This is a genomic window from Heyndrickxia sp. FSL W8-0423, assembly GCF_038009395.1.
Taxonomy (GTDB): domain Bacteria; phylum Bacillota; class Bacilli; order Bacillales; family Bacillaceae_C; genus Heyndrickxia; species Heyndrickxia sporothermodurans.
Genome location: NZ_JBBPBE010000001.1, coordinates 16497 through 36129, shown reverse-complemented (window position 1 = coordinate 36129; position 19633 = coordinate 16497). Strand labels below are relative to the sequence as shown.

General features: G+C 36.2%; 19 protein-coding genes and 1 riboswitch. Of the genes, 10 read left to right on the top strand and 9 right to left on the bottom strand.

Features of this window, described 5'->3' with window-relative positions:
* The first annotated feature begins 20 nt into the window (after positions 1 to 20).
* From MKY81_RS00165 to MKY81_RS00155, 3 genes are read left to right on the top strand one after another with little or no spacing between them, the layout of a single operon-like run.
* Complete coding sequence (locus MKY81_RS00165) at positions 21 to 473, top strand: GNAT family N-acetyltransferase (RefSeq protein WP_066228985.1); 453 nt, start codon at positions 21 to 23, stop codon at positions 471 to 473.
* A 20-nt stretch (positions 474 to 493) separates the two neighbouring features.
* Positions 494 to 1396: a phosphotransferase family protein gene (locus MKY81_RS00160; RefSeq protein WP_107920016.1), complete on the top strand. Its 903-nt coding sequence runs from the start codon at positions 494 to 496 to the stop codon at positions 1394 to 1396.
* A 27-nt stretch (positions 1397 to 1423) separates the two neighbouring features.
* Positions 1424 to 2002, top strand: coding sequence for a histidine phosphatase family protein (locus MKY81_RS00155; protein WP_066228991.1), 579 nt, complete (start codon positions 1424 to 1426; stop codon positions 2000 to 2002).
* 60 nt (positions 2003 to 2062) lie between these two features.
* Here the strand turns inward: MKY81_RS00155 and MKY81_RS00150 are convergent, their stop codons facing one another.
* Together MKY81_RS00150 and MKY81_RS00145 are read right to left on the bottom strand one after the other, a co-directional pair.
* Complete coding sequence (locus MKY81_RS00150) at positions 2063 to 2566, bottom strand: DinB family protein (RefSeq protein ID WP_107920033.1); 504 nt, start codon at positions 2564 to 2566, stop codon at positions 2063 to 2065.
* A gap of 70 nt (positions 2567 to 2636) precedes the next feature.
* The gene (locus MKY81_RS00145; RefSeq protein WP_341116104.1) at positions 2637 to 3176 is read right to left on the bottom strand and encodes a DUF421 domain-containing protein; all 540 of its coding nucleotides are present in this window, start codon (positions 3174 to 3176) and stop codon (positions 2637 to 2639) included.
* 327 nt (positions 3177 to 3503) lie between these two features.
* Here MKY81_RS00145 and MKY81_RS00140 point away from each other — a divergent pair, with 327 nt between their 5' ends.
* The 3 genes from MKY81_RS00140 to MKY81_RS00130 all read left to right on the top strand — a co-directional run bounded on the left by MKY81_RS00140 (position 3504) and on the right by MKY81_RS00130 (position 6064).
* Positions 3504 to 4010, top strand: coding sequence for a DinB family protein (locus MKY81_RS00140; protein ID WP_108070192.1), 507 nt, complete (start codon positions 3504 to 3506; stop codon positions 4008 to 4010).
* 69 nt (positions 4011 to 4079) lie between these two features.
* A riboswitch (ZMP/ZTP riboswitch) is annotated at positions 4080 to 4164 on the top strand.
* A gap of 94 nt (positions 4165 to 4258) precedes the next feature.
* Positions 4259 to 5104 (top strand): bifunctional 5,10-methylenetetrahydrofolate dehydrogenase/5,10-methenyltetrahydrofolate cyclohydrolase, encoded by an 846-nt coding sequence (locus MKY81_RS00135; protein ID WP_341116102.1) that lies wholly within the window; start codon positions 4259 to 4261, stop codon positions 5102 to 5104.
* A 171-nt stretch (positions 5105 to 5275) separates the two neighbouring features.
* Complete coding sequence (locus tag MKY81_RS00130; protein ID WP_108070188.1) at positions 5276 to 6064, top strand: lipid II flippase Amj family protein; 789 nt, start codon at positions 5276 to 5278, stop codon at positions 6062 to 6064.
* A gap of 374 nt (positions 6065 to 6438) precedes the next feature.
* On the opposite strand, the gene MKY81_RS00125 is transcribed toward MKY81_RS00130, so the two are convergent.
* The 7 genes from MKY81_RS00125 to MKY81_RS00095 form a co-directional block, all read right to left on the bottom strand.
* On the bottom strand, positions 6439 to 7584 hold the full coding sequence (locus tag MKY81_RS00125; protein ID WP_066229010.1) for an ABC transporter permease: 1146 nt from the start codon (positions 7582 to 7584) through the stop codon (positions 6439 to 6441).
* Positions 7584 to 8705, bottom strand: a complete 1122-nt coding sequence (locus tag MKY81_RS00120; RefSeq protein ID WP_328018681.1) for an ABC transporter permease — start codon at positions 8703 to 8705, stop codon at positions 7584 to 7586. Before MKY81_RS00120 ends, MKY81_RS00125 begins: the two co-directional genes overlap by 1 nt.
* Positions 8706 to 8721: 16 nt before the next feature.
* Complete coding sequence (locus MKY81_RS00115; RefSeq protein WP_341116099.1) at positions 8722 to 9657, bottom strand: ABC transporter ATP-binding protein; 936 nt, start codon at positions 9655 to 9657, stop codon at positions 8722 to 8724.
* 117 nt (positions 9658 to 9774) lie between these two features.
* Positions 9775 to 10878 carry a sensor histidine kinase gene (locus MKY81_RS00110; protein ID WP_341116098.1) on the bottom strand — a complete coding sequence of 368 codons (1104 nt, stop codon included), beginning with the start codon at positions 10876 to 10878 and terminating at the stop codon, positions 9775 to 9777.
* Position 10879: 1 nt separating this feature from the next.
* The gene (locus MKY81_RS00105) at positions 10880 to 11587 is read right to left on the bottom strand and encodes a response regulator transcription factor (RefSeq protein ID WP_108070180.1); all 708 of its coding nucleotides are present in this window, start codon (positions 11585 to 11587) and stop codon (positions 10880 to 10882) included.
* 84 nt (positions 11588 to 11671) lie between these two features.
* Positions 11672 to 11791 carry a YjcZ family sporulation protein gene (locus MKY81_RS00100; protein WP_066229026.1) on the bottom strand — a complete coding sequence of 40 codons (120 nt, stop codon included), beginning with the start codon at positions 11789 to 11791 and terminating at the stop codon, positions 11672 to 11674.
* 123 nt (positions 11792 to 11914) lie between these two features.
* Positions 11915 to 12088: a hypothetical protein gene (locus MKY81_RS00095; RefSeq protein ID WP_160331423.1), complete on the bottom strand. Its 174-nt coding sequence runs from the start codon at positions 12086 to 12088 to the stop codon at positions 11915 to 11917.
* A 220-nt stretch (positions 12089 to 12308) separates the two neighbouring features.
* Here MKY81_RS00095 and MKY81_RS00090 point away from each other — a divergent pair, with 220 nt between their 5' ends.
* The 4 genes from MKY81_RS00090 to MKY81_RS00075 all read left to right on the top strand — a co-directional run bounded on the left by MKY81_RS00090 (position 12309) and on the right by MKY81_RS00075 (position 19633).
* Complete coding sequence (locus MKY81_RS00090) at positions 12309 to 14021, top strand: transglycosylase SLT domain-containing protein (RefSeq protein WP_107920025.1); 1713 nt, start codon at positions 12309 to 12311, stop codon at positions 14019 to 14021.
* A 116-nt stretch (positions 14022 to 14137) separates the two neighbouring features.
* A complete protein-coding gene (locus MKY81_RS00085) occupies positions 14138 to 15283 on the top strand; it encodes a metallophosphoesterase (RefSeq protein ID WP_341116095.1) in 1146 nt (381 codons plus the stop codon).
* A gap of 185 nt (positions 15284 to 15468) precedes the next feature.
* The gene (locus MKY81_RS00080; protein ID WP_341116094.1) at positions 15469 to 17583 is read left to right on the top strand and encodes a S8 family serine peptidase; all 2115 of its coding nucleotides are present in this window, start codon (positions 15469 to 15471) and stop codon (positions 17581 to 17583) included.
* Between the two features lie 154 nt (positions 17584 to 17737).
* Positions 17738 to 19633 (top strand): S8 family serine peptidase, encoded by a 1896-nt coding sequence (locus MKY81_RS00075; RefSeq protein WP_341116093.1) that lies wholly within the window; start codon positions 17738 to 17740, stop codon positions 19631 to 19633.

Below are 19633 nucleotides of genomic sequence, written 5' to 3'. Positions count from 1 at the left end.
AAAATAAAAGGGAGAATAAGATGGAGATTAGGAAATTATATTTGAATGAAGATCCACCTATGGATCTATTATTACTAGCTGATCCCTCTAAAAAACTAGTTGAAGAATATTTAAAAAGGGGACAATGCTTTATCGCTGAACAAAGTGGCAAGATGGTTGGCGAATATGTGTTGCTTCCAACAAGGCCTGAGACAGTTGAATTAGTGAATATAGCCGTTGATGAAGCACAACAAGGGAAAGGCATTGGAAAACAATTAGTCTTCCATGCCATTCAACAGGCAAAAACACAAGGTTTCAAAACGATTGAAGTAGGGACAGGGAATTCAAGTATTTCACAAATTGCCCTATACCAAAAATGTGGATTTCGCATGATTGGTATTGATCGCGATTTTTTCCTCCGGCACTATGACGAGGAAATCTATGAAAATGGAATACAAACGATTGATATGGTACGCCTATCTCAAGATCTTTAAATAGTTTTGGAGGAACAAAAATGAAATCAGCATTATCTGATCAAGTGCTGGATTGGGTGCGAAAGTCTGTCGGTTCCGAAACAGAGATTCGTTCAATTAAAAGACTGCATGGTGGAATCTCGTCGGCTGTTCATCACATTTCACTTACAACGGGGGATGTCGTCCTACGTCAATTTGATAACGATGAATGGCTGAAGGAAGAACCGGACTTAGCCAGACACGAAGCGGAAAGCTTGCGTTTGGCGAGAAAAGCCCCTATCCCAACACCTGAAATCATTGCATTTGATGAAACGGGGGACCGATGTGGGATGCCCGCCGTTCTTATGACAAAACTGGAAGGCACAGTTCTATTAAAACCGCAACACATGGAAAGGTGGTTAGATGGGCTGGCTGAATCACTTGTTCGGATTCATTCGGTTCAAGCGGATAATTTTCCGTGGACCTATTTTACATATAAAGATGTAAAAGAGTTAGAGATTCCCGATTGGTCGAGTTATCCGGAACTATGGGGGGCTGTTTTCGATTTTGTGAGAGAACCGCGTCCACAGGTGAAACCATGCTTTATTCATAGAGATTACCATCCAACGAACATATTATGGGTAGATGATAAAGTCAGTGGTGTCGTCGATTGGGTGAATGCTTGTCGTGGTCCTGCAGGGATAGATATTGGACATTGCCGATTAAATTTAGCGATGCTATTTGGTGTATCCACCGCTGATGAGTTTCTTTCAGCATATGAAAAACTAGCTGGTTATTCATTCAGTTATCATCCGTATTGGGATTTGTTGTCTCTGATTGATATTCTTTTTGGCTCTCCAGAGGTATATCCGGGATGGATCGCATTCGGAGTTACCAATCTCACGGACCAAATGATGGTTGACCGCTTGGACCAATATATGAAAAGTTTGTTAAAAAAAATATAGATATTTTTATAGGGAGATGAGGAGAATATGACACGGATCGGTTTTATTCGCCATGGGAGTACGGCGTGGAATAAAGAAAGAAGAGCACAAGGAAATTCTAATATACCACTTGATGAAGAAGGACTCTTACAGGCTAGGAAACTAGCTGAACGAATCAGTCAAGAAAAATGGGATGTGATTTATTCTAGTGATTTATCAAGGGCAAGGCAAACCGCTGAAATCATTGGAGAAAAATTGCAGCATATACCTCTTCATTTAGACGAAAGGCTACGTGAAGTAAGTGGTGGTCAAATCGAAGGGACTACTGAATCGGAGAGAATTTCAAAATGGGGTTCTAGTTGGAGAGAACTGGATTTAGGAATCGAAAAGGTGGATAGTGTGATAAAAAGGGGGCGCCCATTAATAGAAGAGATTATTACTAAGCATCACTCAAAAAATATTTTAATTGTTAGCCACGGTGGGTTTATTCAATGTCTATTATCTGATCTTGTTCCCCATTTAAAACAAGAACAATCGTTGAGAAACACGTCATTAACTAAGATTCTTCATAAAGAAAATGGATGGGAATGTGAATTATTTAATTGTTCGATTCATTTAAATGAGTAATAAAAATGCTATCTTGTAGATAATTCATATCTAAAAGATAGCATTTTTGGCTTTGAACTTTTACATTTTCGGTGCTTCCATTCCCATTTTCGCCCATTCTTCTTTAGATGGTCCATAAATTCCCGGCACAGACAATCCAGCTTGACGCATTAAGATAGTCATTTGGCCGCGATGGTGAATTTGATGATGAATGACAAACATCAATAATGCGCCATTAGACATGTCCCTTCCGAAAATATTGTGAACTTCTTGCAATTTTTCATCAGTCCATTGCGTTTTAACAGTTTCTTGATAGGCTTCAGTCATTTTTTTATACTGCTCGGCAATATATTGTGCAGAATCAGGAACAGGAAAATCTTTATCCGGTCCATCGAATGTGAGACCGGATTGTGAGCCAATTACTTTAATAGCAGTCGTCACATGCCATGCGGTGCGCCCAAGTGTCCAATGGCCCGGCGCCGTTTCCTGTTGCAGTGATTCGTCAGTTAGTTGGTCTAATACCTTTTGAGTTTGCATTGCTTCATACTTCCACATTTGTAAAAATCCATCAATTGTTTGAAACATAAAAACTCCTCCTCTACATTTTATAATAGTACTATTCTTCATTAACATTCATTTACCTTTTTCAAAATCATTATAGCTTAATTTTTGCATCCACGTAAATTGTTCCGTCTGTTTGCAGTTCTGCATAAAAAATATCCTCTACTTGTTGAAACCCTTTTAAATGTAATTCATTAGTTAACCAGTTTTCGTTAATATTTAATTCTGTTAAATTTTTGCTTACAATTTTACCGTCGACTATCAGTTCGGTTGGAATATAGGGTCTTCGTTTGACTAGAATGTTGGAATCTTTTTTTGTGACAGGTTCGAATTCTTCTTTTTTTAGAACGCTAAGCTGTCCATTTGGTTCTAAAATGGCATACTCTACTTCAGATACAGCAAACACGTTTTTTATACGTAAAAGCATAGTTAAATCATCCATATTTAATTTATTGGAGGAAAGTGCTTTCTCAATAATTTTTCCATGCTTGATAAGAATGGTAGGCTCTCCGTCTAAAAGGCCTCTTGCTTTTGATGATTTAAAGACGATAAACTCAATCGCAGCGGTTAGGAAAACCCATAAGGCAATCCCTGTAATCCCATCAATAATTTTAATATCTTTATGGATCACCATTTCCCCTGCTATATTCCCAAGGGCAAGCCCGGTTATGTAAGAAAAAAAGACATTTGGCTAATTTGCTTTTTTCCGAGAAGGCGAATCAAAATAAATAAAACGAAAAAGCCTATAAAAGTCCGAATAATAGTACTAGAAATCGAATCCATCTCTTCCCCCACTCAATCATATAGCAAATATAAACAACCTTATTCAATAATATGGCACAAACACTGACAACATATGTAAAAAGGGTGCCTGACACCTAAGTTTTTAAAAAATAAAAAAGGAAAATTGCCTTCTTTTAATGAATTAGTATAAAAGAAAACGGTTGAAGGAGGATTTTCATTGGATCATTCACTACAGCTTTATCAATATCATCTCTGGGCAAACAAAGCAATTTTTACCCACCTGAAAGAAATACCGAAATCATACTCAAAGGAAGTAAACAGTGTTTTTTCATCGGTAAAAGAGGTGCTCTATCATTTGTATCAAGTCGATTATATCTGGTTGCGAACCATTTCAGGAGACCCATTCGAAGACATCGCTGCCTCCATTCCACAATTGAAGGAAGAAAACGCTGATAATACGATCGAAGAAATGGAAGATGCGTTTGTTAATTTAGGTGAGAAGTATAAAGCGTTCATCAATAATCAAGAAGATATGAATCGTCGTATCTCTATTCACCATCCTAAATACGGGACACTACATACAACTTATGCCGAGTTAATCCAGCATGTCGTCAACCATGGAACCTATCATCGTGGAAATATTACTGCAATCTTAAGACAGCTAGGGCATACAGGAGTTCCAACAGATTATGTATCCTATTTATTCATTTTGAATCAATCTTAATTCACGATATTTCACTAGTTATACATTTACGATAAAAAATCAATATGCTACTATTAGCATATAATAAATAAACAGCATGGTAACTGACGACATTTGTGGAATTAACCACAAGGGAGCTATGCTTTTATAGAGTCGGGTCGTCTGGGCAGAGATAAGGAAGGGAATATGACCATCTTTATCTTTTTTTATTTTTTAAATTACTTTTCCATAATAGTAGTGGAAAAGCCATTTTCTAAGGAGGATCTTCAATGGAAAACCTTATTTTAGATGGAAGAAAAGTTGCTCAGAGTATTAAAAATCAATTAGTGGAACGAGTACAAGTCCTAAAGGAGAAGGGAGTTACGCCTTGCTTAGCAACGATTTTAGTCGGTGATGACCCATCTTCAGCAACCTATGTAAAAATGAAAGGAAATGAATGCGAAAAAATCGGCATAAAATCATTGCGTATCCATCTCCCGAAAGAAACAGAAACAATAGAATTACTTGAAACCATTCAAAAGTTAAATGAAGATGCATTCGTACATGGTATTTTGCTGCAGCATCCCGTCCCATCCCATATTGATGAGCGAAAAGCATTTGAAACCATTTCGATTGAAAAAGACGTCGATGGTGTAACAAGCTTTGGATATGGGCAAACCGCACTTGGTTTTGGAAAATATCCTTCCTGCACTCCAGCAGCAATTATGAGTATTCTACATTTCTATCAAATTCCGATTGAAGGAAAACATGCAGTCGTTATTGGAAGAAGCCCGATATTAGGAAAACCAGTTTCCGCTTTGCTACTAAACGAAAATGCTACAGTAACAACCTGTCATTCGAGAACGACCAATTTATCGGAAGTGGTTCAATTAGGAGATATTGTCGTAGCCGCTGTAGGCAAACCGAAATTTATTCAAGGCGATTGGATTAAACAAGGCGCCGTTGTCCTTGATGCAGGGTACAACAAAGGAAATATCGGCGATGTTGATTATGAAGCCTGCAGTGAAAAGGCAAGCGCCATTACTCCCGTTCCCGGCGGTGTCGGTCCTGTAACCATCTCGATGCTGCTAAAACATACCGTAGATGCAGCTGAAGAAACAATAAGCAAACATTGACCTATTCATCATTGAATAGGTTTTCTTATGGTTGCATGCGATATTCTTCCTTTTCCAAAATTGCACCCATAGTCGTTTTATTTTTAATTCTAAAAGAAGGATAATAATTGATAAACAAAGAATGTTTGATGGTAGAATTAAAAAGGTGATTTTATAAATAGGGGGACCACCATGGATCTTCGTTTAATCGAATTGATTGGATTAACTATCATCATTCATTTAATTGATACACTTGCGTATTCTGTCAGACTAAACTCCGTAAAGAGCGGAAAATATGCATTATCTCTATCATTATTCAATATATTTGTACTTATTTCCAGGACGGCAAATATGTTCCAAGCACCATTGCTTGGATTAATCATTGGTTTAAGTATTGAAAAGGGACTAAACCCTAAATGGGATTTACATCTCGTTATTTTTGCGGCAACGACCGGAACAATATTGGGCATCGTGCTCATTCCAACATTTTTAAAGATTTTTTCAAAAGCGGTCGATAAACTTGATATAAAAGGTTCGGTACCATCAATCGTTGTAGAGGCTCTTCATATTAACAATATTAAACGAATGGTAAAAAGTACGACGAAACCGCGTAAATCGATGTGGGCAAAGTTACGTTATAAAGAAATTCCGAAAAGGCTATTAATCTTAAATACAATTATTACAGCAGTCTATACAATCGGGGTGCTATCGGCTTTTTATGCATCTACCTTCGTTGATGAAAAGTATCGACTCGCTACTTCGGCCTCATCAGGGATGATTAATGGGGTTGCATCGATCTTATTAACATTGCTTGTCGACCCAAAGTCCGCCATTATTACTGATCAAGCATTGAGAGGAAAGCGGCCGTATGGCGATGTAAAAGCACTCGTCATTTTGTTAATCGGGTCCAAGTTATTAGGAACACTACTTGGACAAGTATTACTGGAACCAGCAGCAAGGATTATTGCATTTTTTAATTGAGCAAATGGGAAAAGCGTGGAGCGCCTTGTTCAGCCCTGACAATAAGCGGAGATTTTCCGGTTAGTCTGCTGGATAGAGCTTAGTTCGGGGGATATAAGCGGAAATTTTCCGATTAAGCAAAGCAAAATTACCCATTTTTACGTTTTTTGAGTCAATAGCCGGAATTTTTACGTCTATTTAAGCCATTTTTAATGCGATTTCTAAATTAAGCGGAATTTCTCCGCTTATCAAACTCACTTTAGCATCTAATGAACTGGTTGGTTTCTAAAAAAAGTCCGATCATTTCCTTTTACTCCGAAGATTATTTGACCTCCCCGAGGGGCTAGACAGAAAACCCTGTTCCGAACTATGCGGAACAGGGTTTGTCAATGAAATTAAACAAAATTTCTTGTATCTTGATTGCGACTAAACTTATAAATGGCTATTAAGAAAAAGGCAGCTGCAAAAGCAAGGAGAATCATAATGTTTAAATAAAGGCTCCCTAATGTATTTCCGTCTTGCAATTTCGTTAATGTATCTAATGTCCATCTCTGTGGCAGGAAATTCGCTACCTTTTGAATGGAAGCCGGCATCACCTCAACCGGCCAAAAACAACCAGATAACATAACAGTTGGTAAGACGATTAAATTTTGCAGTGCACCTGCAGCACTTCGATTGTTAGCAAAGGAAGTTGTTAGTAACGATATTCCTACAGATATTAAAGCAAAGAGGAACATCACAGCCATTGCTTCCCAATAAGGAATATTAAGATCAATATGAAATATCGTTGTCATAACGGTTAAAGTGATAAGAACCTGGACAATCATCACAATCATATTCACAATAACATTGGAAAGTATATATGTTCTCGCATTGATCGGCGTTGAGAGCAATCGGAAATACGTACGATTTTCTTTTTCCGAAAGAATAATCTCCGACATATTCCCAGCTGACATTAGCATAATCATGATTAAAAATCCGACTGTTTGATAGGTCATATCATTATTTTTTGATGTATCCGCTAATGATTTTGTTGTTAGTGTATAATCCGTTTTTTGATAGTTTTTATACATGGAATCAAAATTTTGTTGATTTCCATTTGCGACCTTACCAAGCGTTGAAATATTATCGATATATTGATATAAATAGGACTTAATAAACCCAGTAACTTCTGCCCCTTTAATAGATGTAATCTGAATATCATTTGGTTCACCACGTAACACACTTTCTGAATAGCCGCGATCAAAAGTAATCACGCTATCGAGTGACCCCGATGTTATTTTTTCTTGTACATTTGATTCCTCAATCTTTGTAACTTCCACATTTTCTAAGTCTTCTAGAAACTTGATGGTATCGGCTGTAATCCTGCTTTCGTCATGATTAACAACGCCAACATGAAGGATCATCTTTTGATCACCGCCATAAGCAATTAAAGAAATGAAGATTCCGATGAGTGGCATGAAAAGGTACATAATGATATTTTTCTTTTGTTTAAATGTTACACTTAATGTGTTTTGGACTAACCAAAGGATATCCTTCATTATAATCCCTCCCGTCTACGCATTGAAATCACCGCTATGAGTAGGAATAAAACGGCAATTCCAATATTTAAGCTGATGGCTGGGATCGCAGCCGATAGATCATTTGTATAAATAATTTTCGTTACCGCTCGATTAATCCATGTGAGCGGAGAAAGTTCTGTAATAAATTTAAAAATTCCTTCAGGATTTTCAATTTTAAAATAGGCCCCTCCGAAAAATGATGCTAATTGGATTACTAACATAAGAATCACACTTGTTGATGCGTTTGATTTTGTCAAATAACTAATTCCGAGACCAAGACTGACTGCGAAGATCACCTCGGTAAATAAAACAAGAAATACGGTTCCAAAATGGTCACCCCAATTAGCATGAAAGAGAATTTTGCTAAAAAGAACAACAAGGAGAACACAAAGCGTATTTAAAACGATATTTCCTGCTACTTTCCCGATAAAAATTTCACTTTTCCGAACGGGAGCGACAATTAGTCGATCACCGGTTTTTCGTGCCCTTTCACCCGCAATAAGGGAGCTTGCAGACATTGCTCCATATAACGCAATCATCGTTGTCATGACAATCGCGTAATAATCCATTGAGCTTGGTGATTTTTTTGGTAAAAGAGAGGTATTTGTAATGTAATCATGATGCTTTTCTGTTGAAAAAACGGTTCCAATTTGATCAGGAGCAATCTTTACGACTTCCTGGGCAACATTATATTTATCGACGAAAGAAGTGAGCATTCCTTGTAAAATGCTTCCTTCAATACTATTCCGTTCATTGAGATACAGCCGGATTCCCTTTTGATTCACTTCAAGATAACCATCATATTTGTTTTGCTTCACAGCCTCTTTTCCGGAAAACTCTTCCGAAGCTTTCTTAAAGTGAATTCCTGATTGTTTTGCCTCAACGACAAACCGAGAGAAATACTGAGAAAATTCTCCGTTTGTTTGATCTTTATATAAAACGTTCATATCGTCTATTTGGATACTTGTTGTAAATGTGTTCGACAATGCGGTGCCGAGTACAAGCATTAGTACAATCGGTAAAGCGAGCATAAATACTGCCGTGCGAATGTCGCGGAAATCACTCTTAATTTCCTTCCATGCAATATTGATGATATTCAACGAAATCACCTCCTTATTAGTCCCTTAAATTTCTACCTGTTAATGTTAAAAATACCGTTTCTAAATTTGGTGCTTTTTCTTGTAAGGAGCGAATTTCGATATGGTTAGTAATAAAGTGCTCAATAATTTTGTTTAAGTTATTCACGCCTGTATCGGAATTGATTTTAATAAGATTTTCATCAAGTTGAACAGCCTCGACACCATTAATTTCTTTAATGCGATCAATCATTATATTTTCGGTAGACTTCACTTCAATCCATATATCTTTCGTATTCGTAATAATTGATTTCAATTGTTCCTTCGTTCCTTCGGCAATAATTTTACCGTGATCAATAATGGCGATGCGTGAGCAAATTTCCTCTACTTCCTCCATATAGTGACTTGTGTAAATAATCGTACAACCCATTTCATTTAACTTCCGAACCGATGTCAAAATATAATTACGGGAGTGCGGATCAATCCCAACAGTAGGTTCATCCATAATGATCAATTTAGGACGATGGGCAATCGCACAGGCGATATTTAAGCGCCGTTTCATACCGCCGGAAAAATTTTTCGGATAGCTTTTATGCTTATCATGTAACCCAACAAATTCAAGTGCTTCCTCCACTCGATCCTTTAGTTCATCACCACGTAAGCCATATAAGCCGGCAAAAAATTTCACGTTTTCATATGCTGTCAAATCTTCATAAATCGCTAAATCTTGAGGAACCATACCGATATTCATTTTGGCAAATCGACTGTTTTTTGTGATGTTTTTCCCGAGAATATTAATTGTTCCTTCATTACTCCGAAGTAAACCTGCAATCATATTTATTGTCGTGCTTTTGCCTGCACCATTTGCACCAAGAAATCCAAATATTTCTCCTTCTGCAATCGAAAGGGACATATTATCAACTGCGATAAAATCGCTAAATTTTTTCGTTAAGTTTTTAATTTCTAATACGTTCATCTTTTCACCCCTAATGTTTTGTATATCGTAAGTATAAAAAAAAGAATGAAGCGATATAAGTGGAATCGTTCATTCTTTTTACATGAAGATATTCATATTTTTCATATGAGAATTTCATTATTGGATAGGCAGCAATGTAGTTACGGAAAAACCGTGGGTGCTGTCAACGATAATTTTTCCATTGATTGCGGCTGTCCGTTCTTCCATGCCAATAATACCAAGCCCTTTTTTAATTTTCTCTGCCCCTTTTCCGTTATCCTTCACTTCAACTCTGATTAGCTTGTTGAGCACTTTAATATCAACGGATACATGGGAGGCATCCGAGTACTTCATCGTATTTGTTAAAGCCTCCGTCACATTCTCATGAATAATTTTCCATTGGATAGGGGATATCGTATCCAAATTCCCATTATGGGTTAGTGTCGTGTTTAAATCATGTTTTGCTGAAAATTCATCGATGAAAAGCTTCATTCGATGTATTCCAACTTGTTCAGTAGGAGGCTTCATATTTTTTAATGTCATTCGGATATTTTCAATGCCTTCTTTTGAAATATTGATTGCATTCTGCAGCAATTCCTCAGCTTTCTCTTTATCAAGTTCCATTAACCGTTTGGCTGCTTCCATTTGGATTAATGCACCTGTCATCGAATGGCCGATTTTATCATGAATTTCTTGAGAAATTCGATTTCTTTCTTCTAATTTAACGGTGTACTCCGATTGTCTTATATATTCTTTATTTTCATTCAAATGCTTGGTCAGCTTTTGAATATTCTTTCTCATTTGGTCCATTTGGACTTCGTTTTTGTTCATTAGAAAAAGATGTCTAGTAGCGATAATGTAGATCATGAAGCTTGATACTCCGACTAATCCATAAATTGGCTGCGTATCAAACTGTATGTATATGATTGGAATAAATGTGAGCAGTAAAATAATAAATTTGCTATTAGTAAAACGAGAAATTAGTTCAATGACTGACAATGGTAAAAGAATAATAAATAACGAATAGACGAAAATATAGGACCAAATCGTTAAAATAATGGATAATAAAAGTAGCGATTTTTTGATGCCATCATGTTTAAAAATATATAATGTAATATTGATGCAAAAATAAATAAGGGAGGCCAAAACAACCCACGAAATGTTCTCGGAATCGGCTCGAATGCAATTGACGGCTATAAAGACAATCAATGCAACCTTATTGAGGATGATCCAAATCTCCATATTAATCTACTTTTCCTGTAATATAATAAATGGCGATTTGTGTCCGATGCTCAAGGCCGGTTTTCCCTAGTATCGAGGTGATATAGTTGGCAACCGTTCCTTCCGAAATAAATAATTGCTTTGAGATTTCTTTATTCGAATAGCCTTTTGCAATTAAAGACATAATGTCTCGTTCTCTTTCTGTAAATAACTTTGCATCAATTTTTGTCCCTGATTCCTTCTTTTCTAATAAGTTGGATTTAATTTTTTCCAAAACGACATCTTGCATAATGCTATTTCCGTTAAATACTGTTTTGATCGCATCACGAATTCGTTCCGGGTCATTATTTTTCAATAAATAACCTTTTGCTCCATTTTTTACCGCATCTAATATGTATTCGTCATCGTCGAATGTCGTCAAAATGATCGGTCTCGTCCTCGTTTGTTCAGTAAGAATTTTTGTTGCTTCAACACCGTTCATATTTGGCATTCGCACATCTAATAATGCGATGTCCACTTTATGTTTTTTACAATAATCGACCGCTTCTTGTCCATCATTGACGGTGTCAACAACTTCAAATTCGTCATACGTATTTAAAATTATTTTTAAACCTTCACGGATAAATGAATTATCGTCTGCAATAATTACTTTAATTTTTGTCAAATAAGGGTCACTTCCTTCAATGCACGGCAAATATTTTTGCGTTTTATATAGCCTTATTATATGCATAATTTGTAATGAAAAAATACTAAAAAAATGTAAGACACTAAAAAAAAGAAGCGTTGTAAAAAACGCTTCCTTTCGTCGATCTTATTAGTAATAAGAAGCACCGACAATGATTAAAAGGATGAACAAGACAACAATTAAAACAAATGTTGAACCGCCGCCGTAGCCGCCACCGGCATAGCCGTATCCACCATAGCCGTAACCCATTATAACACCCCCCTATGCAAGGATAATTTACTTTATGTAAGGGGGGTGGTTTTTGAAATGGACAACAGTTTAGTGGTTGAAATTTAGAGGAATTTGGCGAATACACTAGTTCTTATTAATCTTTTACTGTTTTTGCAGATAAACGGTTAACTGAGTTAAATCCAGCGTTAATTTTTGATATTCATATAAGTTAGGAAAGATGGCCGCGCTACCTGTATTCAATAGATCGGTAATGGTTTCTTTATAGTTTGGTACCTGCAATGTTTCTTCATTATCCATAAAAACAACCTGAACCATAGAATCCTCCTAGCATAATTGTTTTTACTCTAATTTTACTAAAATATTGAATAGTTTTCCAGAAGAAAACTAGCGAAAAAGATGTTGGATGAATGTATTTCCTTGGAAATAAAATAGGGTTTTTGTCGAATTTCCTATAAAAAGAGTAGATTATCAATCTTCGTTTTTCGGAAAGAATAATAGTATAATAGATTGTAATACAAATTAGGGGTGTGGATAATTGAAATTTTATCGATTATTTATAGCGGCAATAGTAATCTTAGCTATTTCTGGATTTGGTCATACAAATACATTCGCTGCAGATAAAGCGGATGCACTTGTTAACTCTGCGGTGAAAGCTGGAAAAACCCTAGATAATATGACAACGGTTGGGAAAAAGGCAACAGGGAAAAATATCCCGACCAAGGAGTACAATGCAGCGGTAAAAAAATATAAAAGTGCTAAATCAGCGGTAAATAAACAGTCAGGAAAAAAGAAGAAAGCCAATCTTTCCAAATTAAAAACAGTAAATACGCAAATATCTCGAGGGAAAAAGTACATCAATGCTGTTTCAAACGGGAAGAAAATTGCTTCAAAAAAAGCAAAGTTAGATAAAGATATAAAAATGGGTGTCATCAATTCTAAAACGCTAGTGGCTTATTCGAATCTATCAAAGGATCTTAACAAATACGCATCAACATTTGATGCCGTATATGATAAAAAAACGCGTGATACGGTAAAAAAACTGTATAAAACACCGGCAGAAAAGATTAAAAAGGATCTTAATTACGCAATTATCGTAAAGAAAGCAATTGATGAAACAAGTAAACTTATGAAATCCAACACTTCATCTAATAAACTTGCTGTACCATACTATAAAATTCTATTGAATATTGACTCTATTCCTCAGCAAAAAATGAAACAGCAACTGATGAAGGAAGTAAAAAAAATAAATTCAACCATTCCGAGTAAATTGAAAACAGGAAAATTTGCCGAATATGTAAATTTGGAAATGAACTTTGAACGACTGGATTCGTATATTTCTAAAGGAAAATCAAATGCGAAAGTTCCCGGTTTATACAACCAATTAAAGAAAAATATAACATCGATCAGTTCTAAAACAGATAAGGCACGCTTACAAAAAAGATTCGCAGGCATCATGAATCGACAAAAGGTGAGCATAAAAGAATTAAAAGGAATGCTAACGAAGTCGGCGATTGCTAAAGGGATTCCACCGGAAGTAGTTAAATCAATTGCGGTCACGGAAAACGGCAATCTTACACAGTTTTTACCAAATGGAGAAGTGTTCAAAAGTCATGATAATGGGTATGGAATCATGCAAGTGACACCTATGTCAGATTCGGATAAAAGCTATGATTGGAATCGAGTAAAATATGATCTATCTTACAATATTCAAGCGGGGGTAGAAATTTTAGCAAAAAAGTGGACCTACGCCTTCTTATCATCTCCAGTTATGCCTAAAATCAATAATGGGGAAAAGAACCTTTTAGAAAATTGGTATTTTGCGATAATGGCCTATAATGGATTATCAACGAAAAATGATCCAAATAAAGTAACCAAACCGTATCAGTTAAAGGTATATGAAAATATGAAAAACCGTACACTAATGAACCCGGAAATTGTAAAAAAACAAGATGTTATTTTTACTGGTAATCCAGTCAAATTGAAAACAACACCAATCAAGACAAAACTAAAAACAAAAAGCACGCAATTTTATAAAAAGAATGATCGTGTAACAATCTCGGCCAGTGCAAACTTTCGGACAAAACCAACAACAAAGAGTACGCGCAAATCATTTCCGAAAGGCACGAAAGTAACAATTCTCGGCGGAGCGATTGAAGATGATAGCCCAGCGAATCTCTTTACTTGGTACAAAGTATCTGTTTCCGGAGCAAAAGGGACTTGGTATGTGGCGTCATCGAATTTAAAATGAAGAAAGTTTTCAGTCGGGTAGTTATTGCCTGGCTTTTTATTATGAAGGAATGATTTTACGAAAAATGCACAACATATAAATCCACGAAATTCCTTTTGAAGGGATGAATATGCCCGATGTGTAAGAAATTCATATCATTCTTTTCCATATTTATAATCTTATTCTTTTCATTTCCGGTTTATGGATACGAAAGTGAACCATTATCTGGAATCGTTGATTTGCGATTAATGGAAACAACAGATTTACATGGAAACATTGTTGATTACGATTATATAAAAAATAAGAAAATAGTTGAATTTGGTTTAGCTCGAACAGCAACGTTAATTAAACAAGCGAGAAAGGAAGTTCCGAATTCACTTCTCTTCGATGATGGAGATCTGCTTCAGGGAAATCTTTTAGCAGATTATATCGCATATATTGATCGATTCAAGACCGAACCGATTCATCCGATGATAAACGTCATGAATTATCTTAAATATGACGCGGCTACATTTGGTAATCACGATTTTCATTATGGTTTAGACTTTTTACATCGGACGATTACAGGTGCAAAATTCCCTTTTATTAATGCAAATATGTATGTGAATGATCACAAACCGTATAATTTTAATGAAATCAATATGTTTAAACCATATGTCATTTTAAATAAAAAGGTAAAGGATCGAAGTGGAAAGAAGCACACGATAAAGGTAGGAGTCATTGGCTTTGTCACACCATCTGTCATGATATGGGAGAAAAAAGCGTTAGCGGGTAAAGTAAAGGTAATGGATATTGTAAAATCTGCGGAAGCCTTTGTTCCACGAATGAAAGAGGAAGGAGCAGACATCGTTGTTGCACTTGCCCATTCGGGATTTGATGAAAAAGCAAAACCGTATGAAAAAGCCGAAAATGCGGTGTACCCATTAAGCCTTGCCCCTGGAATAGACGTTATTTTATTTGGACATCAGCATAGAGTTTTCCCCGATAAATCCAAGTTAAAAGGGATATCAGGGGTGGATACAAGTATGGGGACGATCAACGGAGTCTCTGCAGTTGAAGCTGGCAGTTGGGGAAATTATTTAGGAATTGTAGACTTAATTTTACAAAAAAATAATGGGAAATGGGCCATCCTTCATTCAAAATCAAAAGCTGTTCCTATATTCAAAGTAGAGAAGAAAAAAGCAAAACCATTAATAAAATCTGATCCAAAAATCTTACAAATAGTAAAAGAAATACATGAAAAGGCAATTCAATATAGTAGACGGATAAGTAATAAAAAGTGACTCATGACTTTGGTTCTATTTCGAATGATAATCATGAGTCTTTTGTTATGCATTCTATAGAAGATTAGGAATATTCGCTAAGTCCTTTTTACCAATTTCATGGTTTGTAATTAAAATATATCATAATTGTAATTTAATGGTGATACGATAGATGTTGGATGGAAAAATAGAAATGGGGGATTATGATGGGGAAAAAATTTTTAAAAACGATTACTGCCATTGCTGCCACGGTGGTAATTAGCTGTGTATTACCAAATGTTGCAAATGCAGAGGACAACTTTGGTAGAATTAAGGCATCCTATGAGCAAACACATAAAAATAGTAGAACATTATCAGCGACTATTAATCTATCAAATGTCTTTGATCGCCAAATTATGATTAAAACGAAATCTTCGAAGTCAATATTATCAAAGAACTTTGGGCTAACATTTGTTGATAATCAAGATATTCTAACCTTAAAAGATGTGTATATTGCAAGAGTTCCAGAAAAGTTAAACTATGCAAGCACACTAAGTAAACTGAAAAATTCTTCACTAATTGAGATTGCAGAACCAAATTACATACAAGAAAAAGTGAGCGGCAATCCTAATGACCCGTATTTTTCAGCCCAATGGCATTTACCAAAGGTTGGGGCACCAGCGACATGGGGAAAAATTGAAAAAAGTAAGAAACATGTAGTTGTCGCTGTTTTGGATTCCGGTGTGGACATTAAACATCCTGATTTGTCAGGACAATTATTACCTGGATATAATGTTATGACCAAGACAAATAATGTTACTGATTCGGTTGGTCATGGGACGGCAGTTGCAGGTACGATTGCTGCGAAAATAAATAATAGAATTGGAACGATCGGGGTAAATCCGTATGCAAAAATTCTCCCAATAAAAGTGGGCAACGATCGGATTGCTGTATCGGATTCAATTAAGGGTATTTATTACGCGATTTCTAAAGGTGCTGATATTATAAATATGAGCTATGGTGGAACATCGTATAGCGAATTGGAATTTGATGCATTGCTTAGTGCAGCATCGAAGGGGATTACTGTTGTGGCTGCTTCGGGGAATGATGGAAGATATGTCAATTTCCCAGCAGCATACCCAACGGTATTAAGCGTTGGATCTACTAATCAAAAAAATCAGGTTTCAGGTTTTTCAAGCAGTGGACCGTTACTTGATGTTGTTGCACCAGGAGAGAAAATTATTACACTAGGTACAAATAATCGATATGTTGAAGCTAATGGAACATCCTTTGCTGCACCAATAGTTAGTGGTCTGGCGTCGTTCATTAAATCGGTATCTCCAAATATGCCACCACATGGCATTGAATATTTACTTGAAAAAGGGGCTACAAATTTAGCAGCTAAGCCAAATATATGGAGTTCAAAAGCAGGTTATGGACTCGTGAATAGTGTCAAAACTTTTCAAACCGAATTACCTAATCTCAAAGGAGATATAGGTGATATCCGTAGTAAAGCGAAGTCAATTTCTGTAAATAAGAAATATACGAATAAATACGATCTGCCGTTAGACAGTGATTGGTATAAGCTAAAAGTAACGAAAACAACGAAAGTAAAGGTGGAATTAAGTGGTGTCCCTAATATGGATGGGATTATTTGGTTCGATAAGTTTTCCAATGGTAAAGCGACGATGGAAACACTATATAATAAAGGCGGATTAGGAAAAGGAGAAAGCTTTACGAAAACATTGAAAGCAGGTACTTATTACTTCCAAGTAATGGAGATCAATAATCACTGGTCAACATCATCTTATTCCTTTAAAGTTACTAAATTAGATACAACCCCACCTGCGGCACCGAAAGTAAATAGTATTAATAATAAATCTACGAAACTAACAGGAAAAGCAGAAAAAGGTGCAAAGCTTACGCTCAAAAAAGGTTCAAAAGTGATTGCGACAGGAAAAGCAACATCAAAATCAACCTTTTCACTAAAAATACCAAAGCAAAAGGCGGGAACAGTCCTTTATTTAACAGCTACCGATGCGGCAGGAAATAAGAGTAAAGCAACGAAAATTACTGTGAAAAAAGCGGATACAACCCCTCCAAAGCCACCGAAGGTAAATGCGATTACCAGTAAGTCTACAAAACTAACAGGGAAAGCCGAAAAAGGAGCAAAACTTACACTTAAAAAAGGTTCAAAAGTGATTGCAACAGGAAAAGCAACATCAAAATCAACCTTTTCACTAAAAATACCAAAACAAAAAAAGGGCACAATCCTTTACCTAACAGCAACCGATGCGGCAGGAAACAAAAGTAAAGCAACAAAAATCACCGTAAAAAAATAAAGAATACGGTGCCTGACACCAGTGTCTTGACACTGGTGTCAGGCACCATTTTTCATTTTTATGGAAATATTTTTTCGTTAGTCAGTACATATGATTTCCGTGTTAAAATAAGATAGAATAGAGGTTATATTTTATTTTAAGCGGAGGATTTAATATGGGAAATAAGATGTTTAATATTGTGGCATCAGTTGCAATGGCAGCGTTACTATGCAGTGCTCTGCCGAATGATACAAAAGCACAGGAAACTCAGGAACAGATAAGTATTAAAAGGATTAAAGAAAACTATATTCGACACTCGAATAGTAGAAAACTATCCTCCACTATTAATCTTTCAAAGGTAAAAGATCGACAAATCATTATTAAAACAAAAGAAATCAACAAAATTCTTTCCAAAATAAGCGGAATTAAATTGCTGCAAAGCCATGAAATTCTTATTTCAAAAGATATATATATTATTAGAGTTCCTGAACGGTTAAATTATTCCGGGGTATTAAAAGCATTAAAAAAGAATCCGCTAATTGATACAGTTGAACCTAATTATTTACAAGAACGAACTGTAAAAGCGGCACCCTTACCGGAACCAAATGATAGCTTATACAAAGATCAATGGTATTTAAACAAGATTGGTGTACAAGCAATTTGGCCATTAATTAAACCAAATTCTAAACCAGTAACAGTGGCGGTTCTTGATACAGGGGTAGATACAACCCATCCGGACTTAAAAGGGCAATTAGTAAATGGTTATGATATTCCCCGTCATACAACAAAACAAACTGACAAAAATGGTCATGGGACAGCGGTTGCGGGAACAATTGCCGCGAAAATGAATAATAAAATTGGGATCGTCGGAGTGAATCCCTACGCGAAAATTCTTCCAATCAAAATTGGTGGAGAAGAAATTGCGGATGCAGATTCAATTGCTGGAATTTATTATGCGATAAAACATCATGCCGATATCATTAATCTAAGTTACGGCGGTCCGGAAAGTAGTGAAACAGAATTTGATGCAATCCTTAGTGCCGCACAACATGGAATTACGGTAGTAGCTGCTTCTGGGAATGAATACGGTGAAGCTGTTGAGTATCCCGCTGCCTATCCAACAGTCATCAGCGTCGGCTCGGTCAATAGCAAAAATAAAGTCTCGGATTTCTCAAATGTAGGACCACAGCTAGATTTAGTTGCACCCGGAGAGAAAATAAAAATATTAGCGTTGAAAAATAAATATGATATAGAGGATGGCACATCCTTCTCAACACCGATTGTCAGTGGCCTTGCCTCAATCATCAAATCAATTAAACCTGAGATGACACCAAGTAAGATTGAGTATATCCTTGAAAAAGGAGCCACACCTTTAGCAAAGTCGCCAAATATTTGGAGTCCAACCGGTGGATATGGAGCGGTAAAGGCAGCCAATCCATTAACCATCAAGCTCCCGGATTTAAAAGATGATGTAGGTAATGACCGTGGCAAAGCGAAAACGATCGCCTTAAATAAATCATACACTAATAAATATGATCTTCCGTTGGACAGTGACTGGTACAAGCTGAAAGTAACTAAAAATATGACTTTAAAAGCGGAACTAAGTGGTGTAACGAATATGGATGGCGTTGTTTGGGTCGATAAATATTCGAAAGGGAAAGCCACGAAAGAAGAGATGCATAATAAAGGTAAGCTAGGCGGAAAGGAAAGCTTTATCTTTAAAGTTACACCTGGCACATATTATTTTGAAATTTTAGAAGGAAATAATCATTGGTCAACAAAACCTTATCACTTTATCGTAAAAAAGGTAGACGTCACACCACCTGCACCGCCGAAGGTCAACTCGTTTAACAGTAAAGATAGGAAGTTAACGGGAAAAGCGGAAAAAGGAGCTAATCTTGTCTTAAAAAATGGTTCAAAAATTATCGCAAAGGGAAAGGTGACGTCTAAATCTACTTTTTCACTATCACTTAAAGCTCAAAAAGCAGGAACAAAGCTTTATTTAACCGCGACAGATGCGGCAGGGAATAAAAGTAAAGCAACGAAGATTATTGTAAAAAAAGCAAAATAA